Source organism: Streptomyces lincolnensis (assembly GCF_021173675.1).
Lineage (GTDB): Bacteria > Actinomycetota > Actinomycetes > Streptomycetales > Streptomycetaceae > Streptomyces > Streptomyces lincolnensis_B.
On record NZ_JAIHON010000027.1, the window covers coordinates 44,170 to 64,356 of the forward strand.

At 69.3% G+C, this 20,187-nt stretch carries 21 protein-coding genes; 12 read left to right on the plus strand and 9 right to left on the minus strand.

Features of this window, described 5'->3' with window-relative positions:
• Window positions 1-32: 32 nt before the first annotated feature.
• The 5 genes from K4B79_RS45880 to pstB all read left to right on the plus strand — a co-directional run bounded on the left by K4B79_RS45880 (window position 33) and on the right by pstB (window position 4,822).
• Entirely contained in the window at window positions 33-455 is a 423-nt protein-coding gene (locus tag K4B79_RS45880) for an NUDIX hydrolase (protein ID WP_232033423.1), read from the plus strand.
• A gap of 246 nt (window positions 456-701) precedes the next feature.
• Entirely contained in the window at window positions 702-1,826 is a 1,125-nt protein-coding gene (gene pstS, locus K4B79_RS45885; RefSeq protein WP_232033424.1) for a phosphate ABC transporter substrate-binding protein PstS, read from the plus strand.
• Between the two features lie 110 nt (window positions 1,827-1,936).
• Window positions 1,937-2,941 (plus strand): phosphate ABC transporter permease subunit PstC, encoded by a 1,005-nt coding sequence (pstC, locus tag K4B79_RS45890; RefSeq protein WP_232033425.1) that lies wholly within the window; start codon window positions 1,937-1,939, stop codon window positions 2,939-2,941.
• Entirely contained in the window at window positions 2,938-3,999 is a 1,062-nt protein-coding gene (pstA, locus tag K4B79_RS45895; RefSeq protein WP_232033426.1) for a phosphate ABC transporter permease PstA, read from the plus strand. The genes pstC and pstA overlap by 4 nt, the downstream gene beginning before the upstream one ends.
• A 46-nt stretch (window positions 4,000-4,045) precedes the next feature.
• Window positions 4,046-4,822: a phosphate ABC transporter ATP-binding protein PstB gene (gene pstB / locus K4B79_RS45900; protein WP_232033427.1), complete on the plus strand. Its 777-nt coding sequence runs from the start codon at window positions 4,046-4,048 to the stop codon at window positions 4,820-4,822.
• 545 nt (window positions 4,823-5,367) lie between these two features.
• On the opposite strand, the gene K4B79_RS45905 is transcribed toward pstB, so the two are convergent.
• Window positions 5,368-6,366 carry an inorganic phosphate transporter gene (locus K4B79_RS45905; protein WP_232033428.1) on the minus strand — a complete coding sequence of 333 codons (999 nt, stop codon included), beginning with the start codon at window positions 6,364-6,366 and terminating at the stop codon, window positions 5,368-5,370.
• Between the two features lie 7 nt (window positions 6,367-6,373).
• Complete coding sequence (locus tag K4B79_RS45910; protein ID WP_045555910.1) at window positions 6,374-6,994, minus strand: DUF47 domain-containing protein; 621 nt, start codon at window positions 6,992-6,994, stop codon at window positions 6,374-6,376.
• Window positions 6,995-7,205: 211 nt separating this feature from the next.
• On the opposite strand from K4B79_RS45910, the gene K4B79_RS45915 reads away from it, so the two are divergent.
• Window positions 7,206-7,544 (plus strand): metal-sensitive transcriptional regulator, encoded by a 339-nt coding sequence (locus tag K4B79_RS45915; RefSeq protein ID WP_232033429.1) that lies wholly within the window; start codon window positions 7,206-7,208, stop codon window positions 7,542-7,544.
• Window positions 7,545-7,575: 31 nt separating this feature from the next.
• On the opposite strand, the gene K4B79_RS45920 is transcribed toward K4B79_RS45915, so the two are convergent.
• Entirely contained in the window at window positions 7,576-7,755 is a 180-nt protein-coding gene (locus K4B79_RS45920; RefSeq protein WP_067435378.1) for a hypothetical protein, read from the minus strand.
• A 117-nt stretch (window positions 7,756-7,872) separates the two neighbouring features.
• Window positions 7,873-8,709, minus strand: a complete 837-nt coding sequence (locus K4B79_RS45925; RefSeq protein WP_232033430.1) for a hypothetical protein — start codon at window positions 8,707-8,709, stop codon at window positions 7,873-7,875.
• 477 nt (window positions 8,710-9,186) lie between these two features.
• On the opposite strand from K4B79_RS45925, the gene K4B79_RS45930 reads away from it, so the two are divergent.
• Window positions 9,187-10,746 carry an FAD-binding oxidoreductase gene (locus K4B79_RS45930; protein WP_232033431.1) on the plus strand — a complete coding sequence of 520 codons (1,560 nt, stop codon included), beginning with the start codon at window positions 9,187-9,189 and terminating at the stop codon, window positions 10,744-10,746.
• Window positions 10,747-10,774: 28 nt separating this feature from the next.
• On the opposite strand, the gene K4B79_RS45935 is transcribed toward K4B79_RS45930, so the two are convergent.
• The 4 genes from K4B79_RS45935 to K4B79_RS45950 form a co-directional block, all read right to left on the minus strand.
• Window positions 10,775-11,488, minus strand: coding sequence for a phosphatase PAP2 family protein (locus K4B79_RS45935; protein WP_232033432.1), 714 nt, complete (start codon window positions 11,486-11,488; stop codon window positions 10,775-10,777).
• A gap of 213 nt (window positions 11,489-11,701) precedes the next feature.
• Window positions 11,702-12,709 carry a C40 family peptidase gene (locus K4B79_RS45940; RefSeq protein WP_269464766.1) on the minus strand — a complete coding sequence of 336 codons (1,008 nt, stop codon included), beginning with the start codon at window positions 12,707-12,709 and terminating at the stop codon, window positions 11,702-11,704.
• 97 nt (window positions 12,710-12,806) lie between these two features.
• On the minus strand, window positions 12,807-13,553 hold the full coding sequence (locus K4B79_RS45945; protein WP_232033434.1) for a trypsin-like serine peptidase: 747 nt from the start codon (window positions 13,551-13,553) through the stop codon (window positions 12,807-12,809).
• A 36-nt stretch (window positions 13,554-13,589) separates the two neighbouring features.
• Window positions 13,590-14,021 (minus strand): ATP-binding protein, encoded by a 432-nt coding sequence (locus K4B79_RS45950; protein ID WP_232033435.1) that lies wholly within the window; start codon window positions 14,019-14,021, stop codon window positions 13,590-13,592.
• Between the two features lie 189 nt (window positions 14,022-14,210).
• Between K4B79_RS45950 and K4B79_RS45955 the strand changes: the two genes are divergently transcribed.
• The 5 genes from K4B79_RS45955 to K4B79_RS45975 all read left to right on the plus strand — a co-directional run bounded on the left by K4B79_RS45955 (window position 14,211) and on the right by K4B79_RS45975 (window position 19,149).
• The gene (locus K4B79_RS45955; RefSeq protein WP_232033436.1) at window positions 14,211-15,062 is read left to right on the plus strand and encodes a helix-turn-helix domain-containing protein; all 852 of its coding nucleotides are present in this window, start codon (window positions 14,211-14,213) and stop codon (window positions 15,060-15,062) included.
• Window positions 15,063-15,071: 9 nt separating this feature from the next.
• A complete protein-coding gene (locus tag K4B79_RS45960) occupies window positions 15,072-15,266 on the plus strand; it encodes a DUF397 domain-containing protein (RefSeq protein ID WP_232033437.1) in 195 nt (64 codons plus the stop codon).
• Window positions 15,259-15,519, plus strand: coding sequence for a DUF397 domain-containing protein (locus K4B79_RS45965; RefSeq protein ID WP_232033438.1), 261 nt, complete (start codon window positions 15,259-15,261; stop codon window positions 15,517-15,519). The genes K4B79_RS45960 and K4B79_RS45965 overlap by 8 nt, the downstream gene beginning before the upstream one ends.
• Complete coding sequence (locus K4B79_RS45970; RefSeq protein WP_232033439.1) at window positions 15,512-15,898, plus strand: VOC family protein; 387 nt, start codon at window positions 15,512-15,514, stop codon at window positions 15,896-15,898. Before K4B79_RS45965 ends, K4B79_RS45970 begins: the two co-directional genes overlap by 8 nt.
• A 221-nt stretch (window positions 15,899-16,119) precedes the next feature.
• On the plus strand, window positions 16,120-19,149 hold the full coding sequence (locus K4B79_RS45975) for a golvesin C-terminal-like domain-containing protein (RefSeq protein WP_232033440.1): 3,030 nt from the start codon (window positions 16,120-16,122) through the stop codon (window positions 19,147-19,149).
• 69 nt (window positions 19,150-19,218) lie between these two features.
• On the opposite strand, the gene K4B79_RS45980 is transcribed toward K4B79_RS45975, so the two are convergent.
• Window positions 19,219-20,145 carry an oxidoreductase gene (locus K4B79_RS45980; RefSeq protein ID WP_232033441.1) on the minus strand — a complete coding sequence of 309 codons (927 nt, stop codon included), beginning with the start codon at window positions 20,143-20,145 and terminating at the stop codon, window positions 19,219-19,221.
• Between the last annotated feature and the right edge of the window lie 42 nt (window positions 20,146-20,187).

Here is a 20,187-nt window from a genome sequence, read left to right on the forward strand (position 1 = left end):
CCGGTCCACACCTGAAGGAGGCGGCGACCCCAGTGACCGAGACCCGGGAAACCCCTGTCCAGGCGGCCGGCTGCGTCCTGTGGCGCCGCTCCCCGGCCGACGGCGAGCTGGAGGTCTGCCTCGTCCACCGGCCGAAATACGATGACTGGTCGCACCCGAAAGGCAAGCTCAAGCGCGCCGAGGACCCCCTCGCGGGCGCGCTGCGCGAGGTCGCCGAGGAGACCGGGTACCGGGCCGCGCCGGGCGCCCCGCTGCCGACGGTCCGCTATCTCGCGAACGGCCGGCCCAAGCAGGTCCGCTACTGGGCGGCCGAGGCCACGGAAGGCATGTTCACACCGAACGACGAGGTCGACCGCATCCTCTGGCTGCACCCGGCCGCCGCCCGCGCCCGGCTGACCCAACCGAGGGATCGCACCCTCGTGGACGCCCTGCTCACAGCGCTGCACCTGGCATAGTCCGAAACGGTCACGCGGCGTGTCCGTCCGGGATCTCCCCGTGTCCTCGACGTAAGCGTTCCGTGACCTCACCGCACCGTCCACCAGGGTTCACCCCTCGTTCATTTACGGCCATCGGCGCCTTCACCTGATCTGCCTAATTTCGGCCTTACGCGGTGCGGACCGCACGTCGAACACGTGGCCGCATCACCCAGTCTTCGCACGCCGCCGGTTCAGGACGGCGGCTCCTGGAAGGAACTCCCTCAAGTGAAGCTTCAGCGCAAGAACCGGCGGGCTCTCGCTCTCGGCGCGATCGCCGTCTCCGGCGCCCTGGCCCTCACGGCGTGCGGCTCCGACGACACCAGCAACGGCGGTGGCGCCAGCGGGGGCGCGACCGCCGCCGCGGGCAACATCAAGTGCGACGACGCCAAGGGCCAGCTGCTCGCCGACGGCTCCTCCGCGCAGAAGAACGCGATCGACGCCTGGGTCAAGCAGTTCACCCAGGCCTGTGGCGTGCAGATCAACTACAAGGGCTCCGGCTCGGGCGCGGGCATCACCGCGTTCACCAACGGCCAGGTCGCCTTCGCCGGCTCCGACTCCGCGCTGAAGCCGGAAGAGGTCACCGCCTCCAAGAAGGTCTGCACCGGCGGCCAGGCGATCGACCTCCCGATGGTCGGCGGCCCGATCGCGGTCGGCTTCAACGTCTCCGGCGTCGACAAGCTCACGCTCGACTCCGCCACGCTCGCCAAGATCTTCGACAGCAAGATCACCAACTGGAACGACCCGGCGATCGCCAAGCTGAACCCCGGCGTCAAGCTGCCCAGCCTGAAGATCCAGCCGTTCCACCGCTCGGACGAGTCCGGCACCACGGACAACTTCACCAAGTACCTGATCGCCACCGCCAAGAAGGACTTCCCCTACGAGGGCGGCAAGGCCTGGCAGGCCAAGGGCGGCCAGTCCGCGTCCGGCTCCTCCGGTGTGGCCCAGCAGGTCAAGGAGACCAACGGCGCCATCGGCTACTTCGAGCTGTCGTACGCCAAGGACGGCATCAAGCCGATCTCCCTCGACACCGGCGCCTCCGCCCCGGTCGAGGCCACCGTCGACAACGCCACCAAGGCCATCGCCGAGGCCGAGGTCGTGGGCACCGGCAAGGACCTCGCGCTGAAGCTCAACTACAACACCAAGGCCGACGGTGCCTACCCGATGGTCCTGGTGACGTACGAGATCGCCTGCGACAAGGGCAACAAGGCCGACACGCTGGCCGCCACCAAGGCGTTCCTGCGCTACGTCGCCTCCGAGGACGGTCAGAAGATCCTCGCGGAGAACGACTACGCGCCGATCCCCGCCGACATCATCGCCAAGGTCCGCACCACCATCGAGGGCCTGAGCTGACCTGAGCGCGGTCCGGCCCGGGCCCACGAACCCCGGGCCGGACCGCCTCGTCCGGTGCACCGCCGCCAGGAACCGCACGCCACGTACGGCTCCGCAGACCGGAGAACCCGATGGACACCAAAGAGATAACCGACACTCCTCCCCCCGCCCCACAGCCCACGCCGGCCGAGCAGAAGCGCGCGGCCCGCGGCGCCACCCGACCCGGCGACCGGATCTTCCTCGGTCTCTCCCGCGGCTCGGGCATCCTGCTGCTGGTGATCATGGCCGCCATCGCCGGCTTCCTCACCTACCGCGCCTCGATCGCGATCAGCAAGGACGAGGCCAACTTCTTCACCGCCTTCGAGTGGAACACCGGCGTCGTACCGCCCCGGTTCGGCATCGCCGTCCTGGTCTTCGGCACGATCGTCTCCTCGATCGTCGCCATGGTCATCGCGGTCCCGATCGCCGTCGCCATCGCGCTGTTCCTCACGCACTACGCCCCGCGCAGGCTGAGCGGCCCCATCGCGTACGTGATCGACCTGCTCGCCGCCGTGCCGTCCATCGTCTACGGCCTCTGGGGCGCCCTGGTCCTCGTACCGAACATGAACGGGCTCTACGGCTGGCTCGACGACTACCTCGGCTGGACCGGCATCTTCTCCTGGCAGGGCGGCGCGCCCCGCTCGATGCTCACCGTCGGCATCCTGCTCGCGATCATGATCCTGCCGATCATCACCAACGTGAGCCGCGAGGTCTTCCGTCAGGTCCCGCAGATGCACGAGGAAGCCGCCCTGGCCCTCGGCGCCACCCGCTGGGAGGTGATCCGCATGGCGGTCATCCCCTTCGGCCGCTCCGGCGTGATCTCCGCCTCGATGCTCGGCCTCGGCCGCGCGCTCGGCGAGACGATGGCCGTGGCCACCGTGCTCTCGCCGACCTTCGACATCCAGGCCAGCCTGCTCGACCCGGGCGGCGGCACCTTCGCCCAGAACATCGCCAGCAAGTTCAGTGAGGCCGGCGACATCGGCCGGGACGCGCTGATCGCCTCCGGTCTGGTCCTGTTCGTCATCACCCTGCTGGTCAACGGTGGGGCGCGTGCGATCATCGCCCGCCGCAAGGAGTACTCGGGGGCCAACGCATGAGCAACGCCGTCATCGCCGACAAGCCCCGCAGCACCCTGCGCGGCGCGCGCCTGCCCAAGTGGGCGCCGTACGCCATCGCCGCCGGCTCCCTCGCCGTGGGCATCGGCATCAGCCTGGCCGCCGGTCTGCACAGCAACATCCAGTGGGGCCTGATCGCCGCGGTCCTCTTCGTCGTCGGCACGTACGTCATCGCCGCCCGCGTCGAGGGTCCCCGCCAGGCCAAGGACCGGATCGCGACCTCGCTGGTCTGGGTCGCCTTCCTGCTCGCCGTGATCCCGCTGGTCTCCCTGGTGTGGTCGACGATCTCGCGCGGTGTGAAGGTCCTCGACATCTACTTCCTGACCCACTCGATGGGTCTGATCGCCGACTCCGAGCCCGGCGGCGGTATCTACCACGCCATCATCGGCAGCCTGGAGCAGGTCGGTCTCGCGACCGTCATCGCCGCGCCGATCGGTGTGCTCACCGCGATCTACCTGGTGGAGTACGGGCGCGGCAACCTCGCTCGTGCCGTCACCTTCTTCGTGGACGTCATGACGGGCATCCCGTCGATCGTCGCGGGTCTGTTCATCCTCTCGATCATGCTGATGTTCGAGATGCAGCCCTTCGGTTTCGCCGGCTCGATGGCCCTGGCGATCCTGATGATGCCGGTCGTCGTCCGCTCCACCGAGGAGATGCTCAAGCTCGTCCCGAACGAGCTGCGCGAGGCCTCCCTGGCGCTCGGCGTCCCGAAGTGGCGCACCATCCTGAAGGTGGTCCTGCCGACCTCCCTCGGCGGCATCACCACCGGCATCATGCTGGCGGTCGCCCGTATCGCGGGCGAGACCGCGCCGGTGCTCCTGCTGGTGTGGGGGAACTCGCTCATCAACTCGAACCCCTTCGAGGGTGCGCAGCAGTCGCTTCCGCTGTACATCTATCAGCAGTACGCGAACAGCGCGGGCTCCGGAGCGGCCTACGACCGCGCCTGGGCGGCGTCGCTGACGCTGATCGCCTTCGTGATGATCCTGAATCTGGTGGCTCGCGGCATCGCCCGCTGGAAGGCCCCCAAGACCGGTCGCTGACGCGGCCACTCAGCGACCGATCTGAAACTCTGGAAGTGACGTAATCATGGCCAAGCGAATCGACGTAAGCGGGCTGACCGCCTACTACGGATCCCACAAGGCGATCGACGACATCTCGATGACCGTCGAGCCGCGCTCGGTGACGGCCTTCATCGGCCCCTCCGGCTGTGGCAAGTCGACGTTCCTGCGCACGCTGAACCGTATGCACGAGGTCACCCCCGGCGGCCGGGTCGAGGGCAAGGTGCTGCTGGACGACGAGGACCTGTACGGCCACGGCATCGACCCGGTGTCCGTGCGGCGTGAGGTCGGCATGGTGTTCCAGCGCCCCAACCCCTTCCCGACGATGTCGATCTTCGACAACGTGGCGGCGGGGCTGCGGCTGAACGGCTCGTACAAGAAGTCCGAGCTCGCGGATGTCGTGGAGAAGTCCCTCAAGGGCGCGAACCTCTGGAACGAGGTCAAGGACCGGCTGAACAAGCCCGGCTCGGGCCTGTCCGGCGGCCAGCAGCAGCGTCTGTGCATCGCGCGCGCGATCGCGGTGGAGCCGAACGTCCTGCTCATGGACGAGCCCTGCTCCGCCCTCGACCCGATCTCCACCCTCGCCATCGAGGACCTGATCGGTGAGCTGAAGGAACGGTTCACGATCGTCATCGTGACCCACAACATGCAGCAGGCGGCGCGGGTCTCCGACCGCACGGCGTTCTTCAACCTGTCCGCCGTCGGCCAGCCCGGAAAGCTCATCGAGATCGACGAGACCGAGCGCATCTTCTCCAACCCGTCGGTCCAGGCCACGGAGGACTACATCTCCGGCCGCTTCGGCTGACCGACCCAGAACCCCTCGCGGTGCTGCATGGCGGTGCCACCGCGAGGCCGAAAAGGGCCCGCCTCCTGCGCGATGCGCGGGGGGCGGGCCCGTTTCCGTCGATGCCTGCGGCGCGCTGTGCGGCCCCGGTGGGGGTGCGCGTAGCGCCTTCTGTCCGGTGGGTGGGTCGGGGCCGGGCCGGGGGGTCTCCGTCCTCGGTCCGGCGGAACTGTTCTGCCTAGAGGTCCCGCGTGTCGGACGCCGGCCGCTGCGGGCGGACACCCCCCGCCCCGTCCCCTCACCGCCGTGGGCGACTGCGTCATCACCGGCTGCCTGTCCTCACCTCAGGGGCGCGGGGAACTGCGCGACCAACCACAACGCACCCGCAGCCGCTCTACGACCGCACGAGGCACCCACCTAAGGGGCGCGGGGAACTGCGCGACAAGCCCCCACACACCCGCAGCCGCCCCACGACCTCACGAGGCACCCCAAAAGGCGCCGGGGTCGAAGGGGCGGAGCCCCTGGGGATGGGACGGGTAGGGGCGGCGGGGGCGAGAAAACCGGCTTTACAGAAACGCGAGATTGACGATCCAGAAGGAGCACGCCGCCACCGCCGCAGCGGCCGGCATCGTGATGAACCAGCCGAGGATGATGTTCTTGGCAACACCCCACCGCACCGCGTTCACCCGCTTCGTCGCCCCCACACCCATGATCGCGGACGTGATGACATGAGTCGTGGAAATCGGCGCCTTGAAAAGAAACGCCGTGGCGAACATGATCGACGCCCCAGTCGTCTCCGCGGCAAACCCCTGCGGCGGATCCAACTCAATGATCTTGCGCCCAAGCGTCCGCATGATCCGCCACCCACCCGCATACGTCCCCAGCGACAACATCACCGCGCACACGATCTTGACCCAGACCGGAATGGGATCGCCGTAGTCCTCGACGTCGGCGATGACGAGCGCCATCACCACGATGCCCATCGTCTTCTGCGCGTCCTGGAGGCCGTGCCCGAGGGCCATACCGGCCGCGGACACGGTCTGCGCGATACGGAACCCACGCTTGGCCTTGTGGGGATTGGCCCGCCGGAAGATCCACATGATGGCGGTCATCACGAGATAGCCGGCGACCAGACCGACCACCGGCGAGATGAACATCGGGATGACGACCTTCTCCAGCACGCCGTGCCAGTACACGGTCGTACCGCCCGCGAGCGCGGCCCCCACCATCCCGCCGAACAGCGCGTGCGAGGAGGAGGAAGGGAGGCCGAAGTACCAGGTGATCAGGTTCCAGGTGATCGCGCCCACGAGGGCCGCGAAGAGGATGCCCATCCCCTTCGACCCCTCGGGTGTCTGGATCAGGCCCTCGCTGACGGTCTTGGCGACCCCGGAACCGAGAAACGCACCGGCAAGGTTCATGACAGCGGCCATCGCGAGCGCCGCCCGGGGCGTGAGCGCACGCGTCGACACGGACGTGGCGATCGCGTTGGCCGAGTCGTGGAAGCCGTTGGTGTAGGTGAAGAAGAGCGCGACCCCGATGGTCGCTACCAGAGCGAAGGTGTCCATGAAGTGCTCAGGACTCCTTGACGGCGATGGTCTCCACCGTGTTCGCCACGTGCTCGAACGCGTCGGCCGCTTCCTCCAGCACGTCCACGATCTGCTTGAGCTTCAGCACCTCGATGGCCTCGTACTTGCCGTTGAAGAGCATGGCCAGCAGCTTGCGGTGGATCTGGTCGGCCTGGTTCTCCAGCCGGTTGACCTCGATCCAGTACTCGGTGAGGTTGTCCATGGTCCGGAGGTTCGGCATGGCCTCGGCCGTCAGCTCCGCCGCCCGTGCCAGTACCTCGATCTGCTGCTCGACGCCCTTGGGGAGTTCCTCGACGTTGTAGAGGACGACCAGGTCGACGGCCTCCTCCATGAAGTCCATGATGTCGTCGAGGGACGACGCGAGGTTGTAGATGTCCTCGCGGTCGAAGGGCGTGATGAACGAGGAGTTCAGCTGGTGGAAGATCGCGTGCGTGGCATCGTCACCCGCGTGTTCAGCGGCCCGCATACGCTCTGCGATCTCGGCCCGGGCGGAAGCGTCCGCCCCGAGCAGTTCCATCAGGAGCTTCGAGCCCGTGACGATGTTGTCCGCGGAGGCGGCGAACATGTCGTAGAAGCTCGTCTCCCTGGGGGTCAGACGAAAGCGCACAAGGGGTCCTCGGGGTGCATCGGTTTCGGTCAGGCTGATGCTAAGTGCATCATCCGGCCACGGCTAATGGGCCGTCCCCCAGTGTCGCCCATCAGGCAGAGTGGTCGGCACGGGGGCCTTCCGCAGGCCCTATACCCAGCAAAGTTCGGTACGATATACCCAGTAGGGGTATATGAATGTCCCCAGTGTGCCCAGTGATGTGGAGGACGCGATGACGACCACCGAGGCCGGAGCGGAAGCGCCTTCCCCCACTCCCGCGGCCGAAACCGTGCACGGCTACCACAAGCAGAAGGACGAGCACCTCAAGCGGCTGCGCCGCATCGAGGGCCAGATCCGTGGCCTGCAGCGGATGGTCGACGAGGACGTCTACTGCATCGACATACTCACCCAGGTGTCCGCCTCCACCAAGGCCCTCCAGTCCTTCGCCCTCCAGCTGCTGGAGGAGCATCTGCGCCACTGCGTCGCCGACGCGGCCGTCAAGGGCGGCGCCGAGGTCGACGCGAAGGTGGAGGAGGCGACGAAGGCGATCGGCCGCCTGCTGCGCACCTGAGCCGGCCCGTCCTCAGGGAGATGCCTCCGGCTCAGAAGCCGGAGGCATCCGCACGTTCTTCGGCCACGCGCAGCACCTCGTCGATGCTCTCCAGGCTGAGCCGTTCCTCGCCGGCCGCCGAGGCCGCGATGATCAGCTCTCCGCACAGTTCGATCTCGGCGAGGGCCACGTGGTCCTGAACTGCCGTACCGCCGACCGGAGCCACGCGCATCACCTCTTCTCTGCCGTTACCGACTTCCTAGAGTAGGGAGCGGCATACGCACCGCGCATGGCACGGACGGGCTAGTTCTTGACGCCCGTCACGGCCTCCTGCCCCCGGCGGCGGGCCTCATTCCTCGGCGATCTTCCCGGCGTAGATGTCCCCGGACGCGGGCAGTCGTACGTCCGTCCGCACCCCGAAGTCGTACAGCAGCGTCGTGGAGGCGACCGCCACCGTGCCGTTGCGCTCGCCGCTCACGAAGCTGAACCGGTGCCGGATCTTGCGGATCCGTCCCTCGTCGTCGAGGTAGACGTCGAACGGCACCTCGGCCGTGGCGAACCCTTTCGCCGCCGCCGCGAGCGGCCCCCTGTTCCCAGCGGAAGCGCCCCTGGCCGCCACGCCGAGATCCGCCGTCCCCCGGTAGTGCCGCACCGCGGCCCCCGCGACCTCGGTCTCCCCCATGTACGTCGCCGACCGCGTCCCGCGCAGCACCTCGGCCGCGGCGAACGGGTCCGTGGCCCCACCGGTGACCAGGTTCCCGTCGGACAGCGTGGCGGTGTCGACCCGCACCCACTTGTCGGCGGGCACTCCCGCGCCCCGGTTCTTCATGAACAGCGCGCCGGGTGCGAGGAGTTCGGTGATCGGCCGGTGCTCGTTCGTCCCCGCCGGGTCCTGCGGCAGCACCACCTTCAACCGGCCCAGCTGCCGCCGGTAGTCGTACACGCCCTCGCCCCGGATGGTCACCCGCGTCCCGCCGGTGGCCATCTCCATGGACGTCCGCGCCTTCGAACTCCCCGCCTCCACCAGGGCGTCGGCGACCTGCCGCACGGTCTGCACCGGATCCGCGCCCCGTCCGTCCGCGGACCCCTCCGCGCTCCCCGCGCACCCCGTGGTCCCGAGACACACACAGGCGACGACCGCCGCCCCCACCCGTGCTCCGCCCGTCCGCCTCTGCCGCTCCGCCATCGCCTGCCTGCCCCCCAGCGGGTACGTCCGTCACGGGCTCCTTGTCGTTCCGGATAACGACGGGTAGGTGGCCCCGTCACGCGCATACCCGCGCTTTACCCGGGCTGGGTAACGTTGTCGGCGTGGCTCAGCAGGACAGGCTCCCCCCTCCTCCGGACACCCCGGAGCACCGCACGTCCACCATCGAGAAGGGCCGCTTCTGCACGGCCCACTGCACCTGCGGCTGGCGAGGCCCGGCCCGAAGAGCAAGAAGCCTGGCAAGAACAGACGCCCAGGCACACACGTCCACGTAACGCACTCGAGCCGCCATAGCTGCGGGCAATCGTGCCGCCTAGGGCGGCGCCCGTCCCACAGAGAGGCGGCACCCGGCAAGCGCCGGTGAGCGACCCCACCCCCGGCCGGCCACAGACACCCCGCACCATGGAACCCCGGCCCCCAGCACTCCGTCTCGTTCCACGTAACCCCACGGGAGGCAACATGGAACGGCGCACCTTCATAGGCGGCACCGCAGCAACCCTGGCCGCAGCCGCAACGGCCTGCAAAACAACCAGCAGCTCCGGTTCCGGGTCGAGCACTTCGACGGCGACCACCCGGACCACCGCCACCGCCACAAAGACCTCCCGCACCACCCCCGCCACCTGGACCGCTCTGGCCCGAGACCTCGACGGCCCCCTCATCCGCCCCGGCGACACCAACTGGCCCGCGGCACACCAGCTCTACAACACCCGCTTCGACCCCCTCAAACCCGCCGCCGTCGCCTACATCGCCCACGCCGAGGACATCCGCACGGCCCTCACCTACGCCCGCGCCCACAACGTCCACGTGGCGATCCGAAACGGCGGCCACTCCTACGCCGGCTGGTCATCAGGCAACGGCCGCCTGATCATCGACGTATCGAAACTCAACCGCGTCAGGGCGAGCGGCACCACGGCAGTGGTAGGCGCCGGCTCCAAGCTGATCGACGTCTACCGCGCCCTCGCGGCGAAGGGCGTCACGATCCCCGCGGGCTCCTGCCCGAGCGTCGGCGTCTCCGGCCTCACCCTCGGCGGCGGCCACGGCGTCGTCTCCCGCGCGTACGGCCTGACCTGCGACAGCCTCACGCAGGCGACGATCGTCACGGCGGACGGCAAGCAGCTCACCGCGAACGCCACCGACCACAAGGACCTCTTCTGGGCCCTGCGCGGCGCGGGCAACGGCAACTTCGGCGTCGTCACGGAACTCCAGTACAGAACGCACCCCGCCCCCCAGGCGGTGACGGCGTACCTGTCGTGGCCCTGGGCGAGGGCGGCCGCGGTGATGAGGGCCTGGCAGGAGTGGGGCCCCACCCAGCCCGACGAGATCTGGTCGTCGCTGCACCTGGAGGGCCACGCCGGCGGCACCCCGACGGTCTCCGTCGCCGCCTTCTCCCTCGGCACCCACGGCGAACTGCAGAACGCGGTCGACCGCCTCGCCGCCAAGGTCGGCGCCCGGGCGACCAGCGTCTCCCTGCGTCGTCGTACGTACGAGGAGGCGATGGAGATCTACGCCGGCTGCTCGTCCTTCTCCTCCGACGCCCAGTGCCACCTGCCCGGCTCCACCCCGGGCCGCACCCCGACGGGCGCCCTGGGCCGGGAGACGTACGCTGCGAAGTCGGACTTCTTCGACCGTTCGCTCTCCACCGCCGGGATCCAGACCCTGCTGAAGCAGCTGCGGTCGGTGCGCGGCGGCTCGGGCAGCATCGCGTTCACGGCGCTCGGCGGCGCGGTGAACCACGTCTCGCCGACGGCGACGGCGTTCGTCCACCGCCGCTCGCGCATGCTGGCCCAGTACATCGCCTCGTGGCGGGCCGGCACGAGCGGCACGACGGCGCAGTCCTGGCTGGCCTCGGCCCACACGGCGATGAAGCCGTACGCCTCAGGCGCGGCCTACCAGAACTACACGGACGCGAGCCTGAAGGACTGGCGCAAGGCGTACTACGGCGACGCGGCGACCCGTCTGACGAAGATCAAGAAGCAGTACGACCCGGACCGCTTCTTCACGTTCCCGCAGGCACTGTAGGGATCACGCCCGCTCAAGCCCCGCGGGGCTAGGCCGCGAGGTCCCGCTCCTCGGCCCCGGCCGCTTCCTTCCGCGCCCCGGGCACCACGGCTCCCTGCTCGTCCCCGTCGGCCGACGCCCCCCGCGCCCGGATCAGCCACCCGGCATGCGGGGACCGCTCGATCGCCTTGGTCACCGGAGTGAGCAGGGCCATGGCGACGGGAGAGAGCAGCAGGGCGACGGCCGTACCGAGCGCGAAGCCGCCGACGACGTCGGTCGGATAGTGCACGCCCATGTAGACCCGGCAGAAGCCCTCGGCGAGCGCGAGGCCGAGGCCCACGAGCCCGAACTTGCGGTGGGCGACGAAGAGGGCGACGGCCATGGCCATCGTGATGGTCGCGTGATCGCTCACGAAGGAGTAGTCGGTCTTGCCGTCGACGAGGACTTCCAGCCCTTGATGGGTGCGGAAGGGGCGGGGCCGCTCCACGAAGCCCCTTATCGGCACGTTCACCAGGACGGCGATGCCGGCCGCGAGCGGTGCCCACACCAGGGCGGCCACGGAGGACGCGGCGTCCTCGCCACCCTGGCGGCGCACGGTCCACCAGCAGCACAGGATGAGCAGCACGACGCCGAACAGGATTCCGTACTCGCCGACGAACTCCATGACCCGGTCGAACCACGGCGGAGCGTCCTTGGCGAGGCCGTTGATGTCGTACAGCAGATCGACGTCGGGGTTCGACCCGGATTCTGCGAGTCCAGCCATGGTGCGCGGCCCCTTCGTCGTCTCTCCCGGCGCGCGCCCTTGCTGCGCACCGCTGTTGCCCACCCCCGTGGTGTGTAGATCCGCTTCGCTCGCCTACGAAACCTAGGAACGCATGACTCCAGTCCATACGTTCCACACTCCACCGAATGATCACTCAGACGTTATCGAAGAGAGACTCATCCGTGCAGCTCAGGGGGTGGGTTCACGCTCGGTTCACACCGTCGTGGGGAGCGCTTTCGCGCCATCTTCGGTGACCCTCGTGGCGCCGAAATAGTCCGGGGTGTCGATCGGGTCGAACCGGATCACAGCACCCGTTCTCGGTGCGTCGATCATGTATCCGCCGCCCACGTAAATCCCCACATGCCGGATGGCACGCGAGTTCGTGAGGTCGTCCGAGAAGAACACCAGATCCCCGGGCAGCAGCTCGTCCCTGGCCGGATGCGGCCCCGCGTTGTACTGGTCGTTCGCCACCCTCGGCAGCGTGATCCCCACAGTCTCGTACGCCGCCTGCGTGAGCCCCGAGCAGTCGAATCGCCCGCCCTGCTCAGCGGTCCCGGTCCCGCCCCACAGATAGGGCGTCCCCAATTTCTTCTGCGCGTAGTCGATGGCACCGGCGGCCTGTTTCGAGGGATCGACCCGGCTTACGGGGGCGGCGAAGCTCTCCTCCAGCGTGGTGATCTGCTTCACGTAGTTCTGGGTTTCCCGGTACGGCGGAACACCCCCGTACTTGATGACCGCGTAAGCACCCGCGTTGTACGAGGCGAGCATGTTTTCGGTCAGATTCCCGGGAACGTCCTTCACGTACGAGGCGAGGGAACAGTCGTACGACGCGGCGGACGGAATCGCGTCATTGGGATCCCATACGTCCTTGTCGCCGTCCCCGTCGCCGTCGACCCCGTGCGTGGCCCAGGTCCCGGGGATGAACTGCGCGATCCCCTGGGCGGCCGCCGGGCTCTTGGCGGTGGGGTTGAATCCGCTCTCCTGGTAGAGCTGGGCGGCGAGCAGGGCCGGGTTGATGGCGGGGCAGAGGTTGCCCCACTTCTGCACCAGGCTCTGATAGGCGGCGGGCACGGCCCCCTTGGCGAGCGCCTTGGTGCCCCCGCTCACGGTGTTGGCGAGGTTTCCGGCGACGACGTACACACCGACGACGAGCAGCATCACGAAGCTGAGCGCCGCCCCGACGGCGACACCCCCCACGATCCATGCCTTACGCACCGTCAACCGCCCCTCGCCCACACGCAGTCCGCCCGCGTCAGTTTAGGAGCTTCCCACGGGAAAACCCCTGCAACCGGAGCTTTCTCAGCCGGTCCGGCCTTTCTCAGCCGGTGGAGTCCTTCTGGCACCGTTCCGCCGTCCGGTACAGCGCGCCGGCCTCCGCCCCCAGCACCACGCTGTACGACACGTCCGCGGTGAACCCGCCTCCCTCGTGCCCGCCCAGGACCCCGACGACCTGCCCGTCCCCGTTCACCCACGGGCTGCCGCTGGTGCCCCCGCTGAAGTCGGGACAGTCGACGCGTTGTTGTGTACGGCTGTGAAGGGTCGGCTTGTTGGTGCAGCGGACCGGCGTCTCCCGGGAGGCGGGGTAGCCGGTGACGGTCACGGCGGTCGCCCCCGTGGCCGTACCGACCACGAACCGATTGCCACCCACCGCGTCCTCGACCCCCCGGCCCCCGTTCTCCGCGACGGCCGCGAACCCCACGTCACTGTCCTCGTGCTGCCCCTTGGCCCACCCGTCCGGCAGATACCGCCGCACGATCCTCCACACACCGTGGGGAGCGCGGCCGTTCCGATACCCGGGCTCGAACACCAGCCCCCCGTCACCGTCGTCCAGGCAGTGCGCCGCGGTCACCAGGAGGTCCCGGCGCGGACTGTGCACGACGGAGGCGGTGCAGAAGTGCCCGTCCTTGGAGAACAGGGGGCCGACCCGGGCGCTCTCCGCGGTCGGCGCGGCCGTCACGGTGACCCCGAACGGCCCCGACCCGTCGTCCGCGGCGGCCTCGGAGGCCGAGGTGACGGTGAGCAGGACGACGACGTACAGGACGGCGGGGCAAGGCATGCGCTTCATCGGAACCCAGCATTCCGAACGAAGGTGAGAAACAGGTCAGCGCGACCGGCCCCACTCGGCCCACAGCAGCTTCCCGCCCTTGGACGCCCCCCACTCCCGCAGCACGGACACACCGACCGAGTCGGCACACGCCCGCACCAGGTGCAGTCCGCGCCCGCTCTCTGCGTCGCACGGCGGCGGTACGGCGTCCCCGGCGCGGAACCCCGGCGGGACCCTCGGATCCGTGTCCCAGACGGCGACTCGGAGGCGGCCGGGTTCCATGGCGCGGAGGCGGAGGGCGTACGGGCCGGTGGTGTGGCGGTGGGCGTTGGTGAGGAGTTCGGAGGCCAGGAGTTCGGCGGTGGGGGTGAGTTCGGCGTGTCCGTGTGCGGCGAGGACGGCGCGGAGGGTTGCGCGGCCGATCCCCGGTGCGTGTGGATCGTGCGGGAGGTGGAGGGTGTAGGACCAGGGCGGGGTTACGGTGGCCATGGAAGTCTCCGATCACTGTGGGGAGTTACTCGTTCACCCAGTGGCTTGCCACCCCGTCGGGCGGTGCGCTTCTGGGTATCGCGGCGCCGATCCCAAAGTAGCGGGCCGGTGTATAACCTTCATCCCATTCGGAGCTATACCTAAGGCAATCACCCATGTGGGTGACGACCAGTACGGAGGAACGACGGCATGCCCGTGAGGACGAACCCGACGGCGCGCCAACTCCGTTTCGGGGCCGAGCTGCGCAAGCTGCGCGAACGAGCGGGTCTGACATCGACCGAGGCGGCTCGGCTGCTCGGCATCAAGCAGGCACAGGTCAGCAACATGGAGACCGGACGCCTCGCGGTGAGCGCGGATCGGGTGCGCACGATGGCCTGCCAGTACGACTGCCCCGACAAGGCACTCGTCGAAGCCATCGCCGGGATGACCGGCGAACGCCGGCGCGGCTGGTGGGAGGAGTACCGGGAGATCCTGCCGTCCGGGCTACTGGACCTGGCCGAACTGGAGTCCCACGGAACCGCGTTGCGCACGGCCCACACCTCGGGCATCCCCGGCCTGCTTCAGACGCTGGACCACTCCCGTGAGATCTTCCGCCAGGTCGTTCCCGAGCTCTCGCCCCCCGAGGTGGAGCACCGCGCCTCCTTCCGAATCAAGCGCCAGGCCGTGCTCTTCCGGAAGACGCCGATCCCGTATCAGGCGATCATCCACGAGGCCGCCCTGCGCATGAGGTTCGGTGGACGCGAGATCGCCAAGCAGCAGCTGAAGCACCTGCTCAAGATGAGCGACCACCCCAACATCTCGATCCACGTGATCCCTTTCGACGCCGGCGGTTATCCCGGATCGGGCCAGCCCATCTACTACGTCCACGGACCCGTACCGCAACTCGACACCGTCCAGCTCGACCAGTCGCACGGAATCGCCCTGCTGGATGCCGAGGCGCAACTCGACAAGTACCGCAAGGTCCTCGACCGCCTGATGGCCCTGAGCCTGATCGAACTGGAGTCACGAGCCCTCATCCACAGCGTCATCCAGTCCCTCTGAGAGGCAGGCATGTCCACCATCTCCTGGCAGAAGTCCACCCACTGCGGCGAAGGCGAGTCCTGTGTACACGTCGGCGCAGCCCCCCGCACCGCCAAGATCCACATAACCGAATCCAGCGACCCCACCCCCTCCATACTCACCGCCACCCCCGCCGCCTTCGACGCCCTCCTCACCGCACTCAAGAAGGAGCCCCACCGTGGGTGACATCCCCGCCGACCTGACCTGGACCCGTGCCGCCCCGCCGGAGGCGACCGGGCCCGGGCCGTGGATCGAGATCGCGTTCGGGGAGAGCACGGAAGGGGACGACGGGGACGCCCCCGTCTACCTGAGGGAGACCAGCGCCCCGGAGACCGTCGTCACGACGACCCGCCGCAAGTGGGACGCCTTCGTACTCGGCGTACAGGCAGGCGAGTTCGACCACTTCGTGGAGGCCGCGCAGAATCCTCCGCATGCATAGAAGCCGTGTGTTCGCCCTTCTGATCGACACCCCCGGGCCGGAGGCCGCCGCCGCGGCGGCCTTCTGGTCGGCGGCGCTGGGCGCGCCGGCCCACCCCGTGCCGGAGGAGGAGCAGTTCACGTCGTTGCGCGAGGCGATCCCCGGTCTGGTCACGGCCGTCCAGGCGGTCGCGGCGGACGACGCGCCCCGCTTTCACATCGACATCGAGACCGACGACGTAGAAGCGGAAACGGCACGGCTGCTGGAACTCGGCGCGACACAAGTGGCCCAGTGGCTGGAGTGCCGCGTACTGCGCGCCCCCGGAGGTCACTTGCTGTGTGTCATTCCGGTGCACAGCGACCCCGAATTGTTCAAGTCCCAAGCACGAACCTGGACCTGAGGAATGGCCCTCGTGGACATTCCGTGGATACCCGCTGGTAGATGCGCCACCGCACCGAAAACGTTCACTTCGGCTGATAACTTCCGCCTGACCTGCCCGGGGGACACCGAGGGCAGGCCACGACCTTCACAAATGAATCATGGCGGAATTCCGTGCGCACTTCTCGTAGAACTCCAGAGGGAAGGCACCGCTGGCGGGTGCCGAAAAGCCGACGTGGCCGTATGTTCGCAGCCGGGGCGATATCCGTCCTGGCGATGGCGATCGTGGCGCCGTTCGCGTCCGCGGCCCTGACCGACTCGTCGGAAACCGACGGACCGACCCTTTCCGACAGGGTGACCGACACCTCCCGACTGCCTTCCGGCTGGCAGGACTCCGACGACAGGATCGTCACGTACGACGGGGACAGCACAGGACTGCACGTCCTGGTCGCGGACGCCGCGAACGCGTACGCCTGGCGCACCGCGGCCACCCTGTCCGAGCCGGGCATCGACACCGACCAGTGGATCGGCCAGAGCTGTGTGACGGCGTCCGGTGACCGCGCGGTCGTCGTCTACGCGCCCCGGCAGGTCGTCAACGACCAACAGAGCTTCCAGCAGGGCGCGTTCGCGGCCGTGGTCGACCTGAGGTCCGGCAAGGTGACCAAGCTGCCGGAGCTGGTCTCCATGGCCTACTTCAACCCGGGCTGCGGCGACGGCGAACAGGCCGTCCTCTCCCGGCCGGACGGCGACGGCACGCAGTTGCTGACGCTCGACGCGCGGCTGGGCAGGCTGACGCACGAGCAGACCGTGCCGGGCCAGCTCACCTCCCCCGTGCCCTTCGGCTCCGGGATCGCCGCGGCGGCCGGCAAGTCGGTGGTGTCGGTGAACGCCAAGGGTGTCCTGCGCACCCTGGCCCGTACCGACGGCACCCCGTTCCGGCTGGTGCCGGACGCGCACAGCGGCCTCGCCTACCAGGTCCCGGCCGGAAAGAAGGTGCAGGTCCGCCGGGTCGCCCAAGGCGGCTCCGACCGGCTGCTCGGCTCCGGCCTGCTCGGCGCGCTGTCGCTGCGCGGCACCGGCGGCCGGGTCTTCCTGACCGGCGAGGACGCCCAGGACACCGTCCAGGACTCCGCGCTCCCCACGGGCTGGAAGATCCTCGACGGCGTCCCGGCCACGTCCGACGTCTCCACCACAGGCGGTCTCGCCCTCACCGCCGTCGCCAACGGCGCCGAGGCGGCCGGCGCCGGAGCGGACGACGGCAAGAACGCGGACGCAAAGAAGGCCCTGGCCACCCCCGACACCGCCCGGCCCGTCGGCATCAACGCCCTGCTGACCGGATCCGGCGAGACCGTCGACTTCCGGGTGAAGCCCAAGGCCCCGCGGGGACAGGGCACCGCCCAGTCCCCGGCCCTGCTCGGCGGCGGCACGAACGCCCCCGACCACAGCAGCCAGCTGACCCGCATGCAGCTGGACGCAACGGACGGCACCGCGGCGCGGACCACCGCCGACGACACGGCCGCGGACACCGCCGACACCGGCCCCGCGACCACCACCACCGACCCCGACCGCGCCTGCGCCGTCACCCGCAACGACCCCGGACTCCAGGCCCTCCAGCCGAGCCCCGCCATGGTCGAGTGGGCGACGGACCTCGCCGTGCAGGGCAAGCTCGACGTACGCCGCAACAAGGGCTGGAACGGCACGGACCTCGCGTCGTACAGCCCGCAGGCACTGTTCCCGCCGATCGCGCTCAAGGGCGGCGGCCGGGTGCCCGCGCAGATCCTGCTCGGGGTGCTCGCCCAGGAGACCAACATGCTCCAGGCCAGCTCCCTGGCGGCCCCCGGTGAGAGCGGCAACTTCACCCAGGGCGGCTACTACGGCAACGGCGGCAGCGTGCACACCGTCGACTGGTCGGCCTCCGACTGCGGTTACGGCATCGGCCAGGTGACCACCGGCATGGCCAAGTCCGACTCCACGTACACCGCCGAGCAGCAGAAGGCGATCACCGTGGACTACGCGGCCAACATCGCCGCGAGCGTGCAGCACCTCCAGGACAAGTGGAACCAGGTCTACGACGAGGGCATCCTCGCCAACGGCGGTGACCCGAAGTACCTGGAGAACTGGTGGTTCGCGCTGTGGGCGTACAACAGCGGTTTCAACCAGCCGGACGCCTCGAACGCCTCCGCCCCCTGGGGCCTGGGCTGGTTCAACAACCCGGCCAACGGCATCTACCCGCCGGACCGGAAGATGTTCCTGGCCAACGGCTACGACGACGCCCGCACCCCCAACCTGTGGACGTACCCGGAGCGGGTGCTCGGCTGGGCGTCGTACGCCCAGAAGAAGACCGATCCGACGACGGGCGCGAGCGGTCCGGGCTACGCGGTCGGCAGCTGGCCGACGGGCAAGGCGCAGGACGCCCAGCCGCCGCACACCACCTTCTGCACGCCCACCGCCAATGAGTGCGACCCGTCCAAGCCCCGCAAGGTCGAGGGGTCCAGCCAGCCCGAAGGACCCTGCCAGCGGGACGACTTCAAGTGCTGGTGGCACGAGCCGGTCAAGTGGACGGACTGCGCCACGACCTGCGGCACCGAGGTGCTGACGTATCAGGCGACCGACCCCGAGCCGCGGCCCACCTCGCCGCACCCGGCGGAATGCTCCTCCACGCTTCCGCGCAACGCGCTGATCGTGGACGACGTGCCGAACTCGGTGAAGTTCCGGGTCGGTGACACCAACCCGTGCGCCGGCGAGCGGAACTGGACCAGTCGCGGCACGCTGTCGTTCACCTTCGGCTCGGCGGAGCTGAAGGGGGCGACGGTCTACCCGTCGAAGATCGACTTCCACCAGCTGGGTTCGGCCTTCGGCGGCCACTTCTGGTTCACGCACACCCGGGACCCGAAGTACACCGACTCGGTCGTCACCGGCACCTGGACGCCCGACCGGTCGATCGAGGGCTGGGCGCGCGTCATGGTCCACCTGCCCGACCACCAGGCCAACACGGACGAGGCGACCTACCACATCGCCCTCGGCGACGGCACGGTCGTGGACAAGACGATCTCCCAGGACTCCGGCGGCAAGAACACCTGGGTCTCCCTGGGGTCGTACGAGTTCCACGGCACCCCGAGCGTCTCCCTGAGCTCGGACACCGCGAACGGCACCGGCGACGACTCCATCGCCTGGGACGCCCTGGCCTTCGAGCCCCTCCCGGGCAAGCCGGCCGACGCGGCCACCCCACCCGCCTCCCCGGCCCCGTCTCCCGCAGCGGCGCCCCAGCAGTAACAGGGGCGGCATTGCAGCGGTAACAGGGGCAGCGCCCTCACACACCGAACGGCGTGTGAGGGCGCTTCCTCACCCCGCCACCGGAGCCTCCTGCGGGAACCGCACCCCCGTCAGCTCCTCCGACGTCGTCCACAGGCGGCGTGCGGCGGCCGGGTCGCTGGCCGCGGTGGAGCGGCCCACGAGGGTGGGGGCGCCCTTCATCTCGCCGCGGCCGTCCGGGCCGACGTAGCTCGCGCCGGGGAGGTCCTGGGTGGCGGCGTACAGCGTGGGCAGGGCGCCGGCCCTGTCGTCCTGGGCGAAGAAGCGGTTGCCGATCTTCATGAAGAGCAGGGCCGCCCGGCTCGACGCGTGGCTCTGGAGGTTGGTGGCCGCGTACCCGGGGTGGGCCGCCAGGGCGCGGACGCGGGAGCCGGACTCGGCCAGGCGGCGCTGGAGTTCGAGGGTGAAGAGGAGGTTCGCGAGCTTCGACTGGGCGTAGGCGCGGACCGGACCGTAGTTGCCCGTCAGGTTCGGGTCGTCGAAGTGGATCTTCCCGTCACCCATGCGGTGGGCGCCGGAGGACACGGTGACCACCCGGTCGGTGATGTACGGCAGGAGCAGGTTCGTCAGGGCGAAGTGCCCCAGGTGGTTCGTGCCGAACTGCATCTCGAAGCCGTCCGCGGTGCGCTGCTGCGGGATCATCATCACGCCGGCGTTGTTGATCAGCAGGTCCAGCGGCCGGCCCTCCCACGCCGCCGCGAACTCCCGTACGGACGACAGGTCCGCCAGGTCCAGCCGCCGCACCTCCGCGCTGCCGTTCACCGTCCGCGCCGCCGCCTCGCCCCGCCGCGGATCCCGTACGGCGAGCACCACATGCGCGCCCGCTCCGGCCAGCGCGGTCGCGGCGGTGAGCCCGATGCCGCTGTTGGCGCCGGTGACGACCGCCGTACGGCCGGTGAGGTCGGGGAGGCGGGCCGCGTTCCACGTGCCGTTCTTGCCAGTCTTGTCGATAGCCATATCTGCAATGTAGGCGACGTCAACAATGATGTCAATGACAAC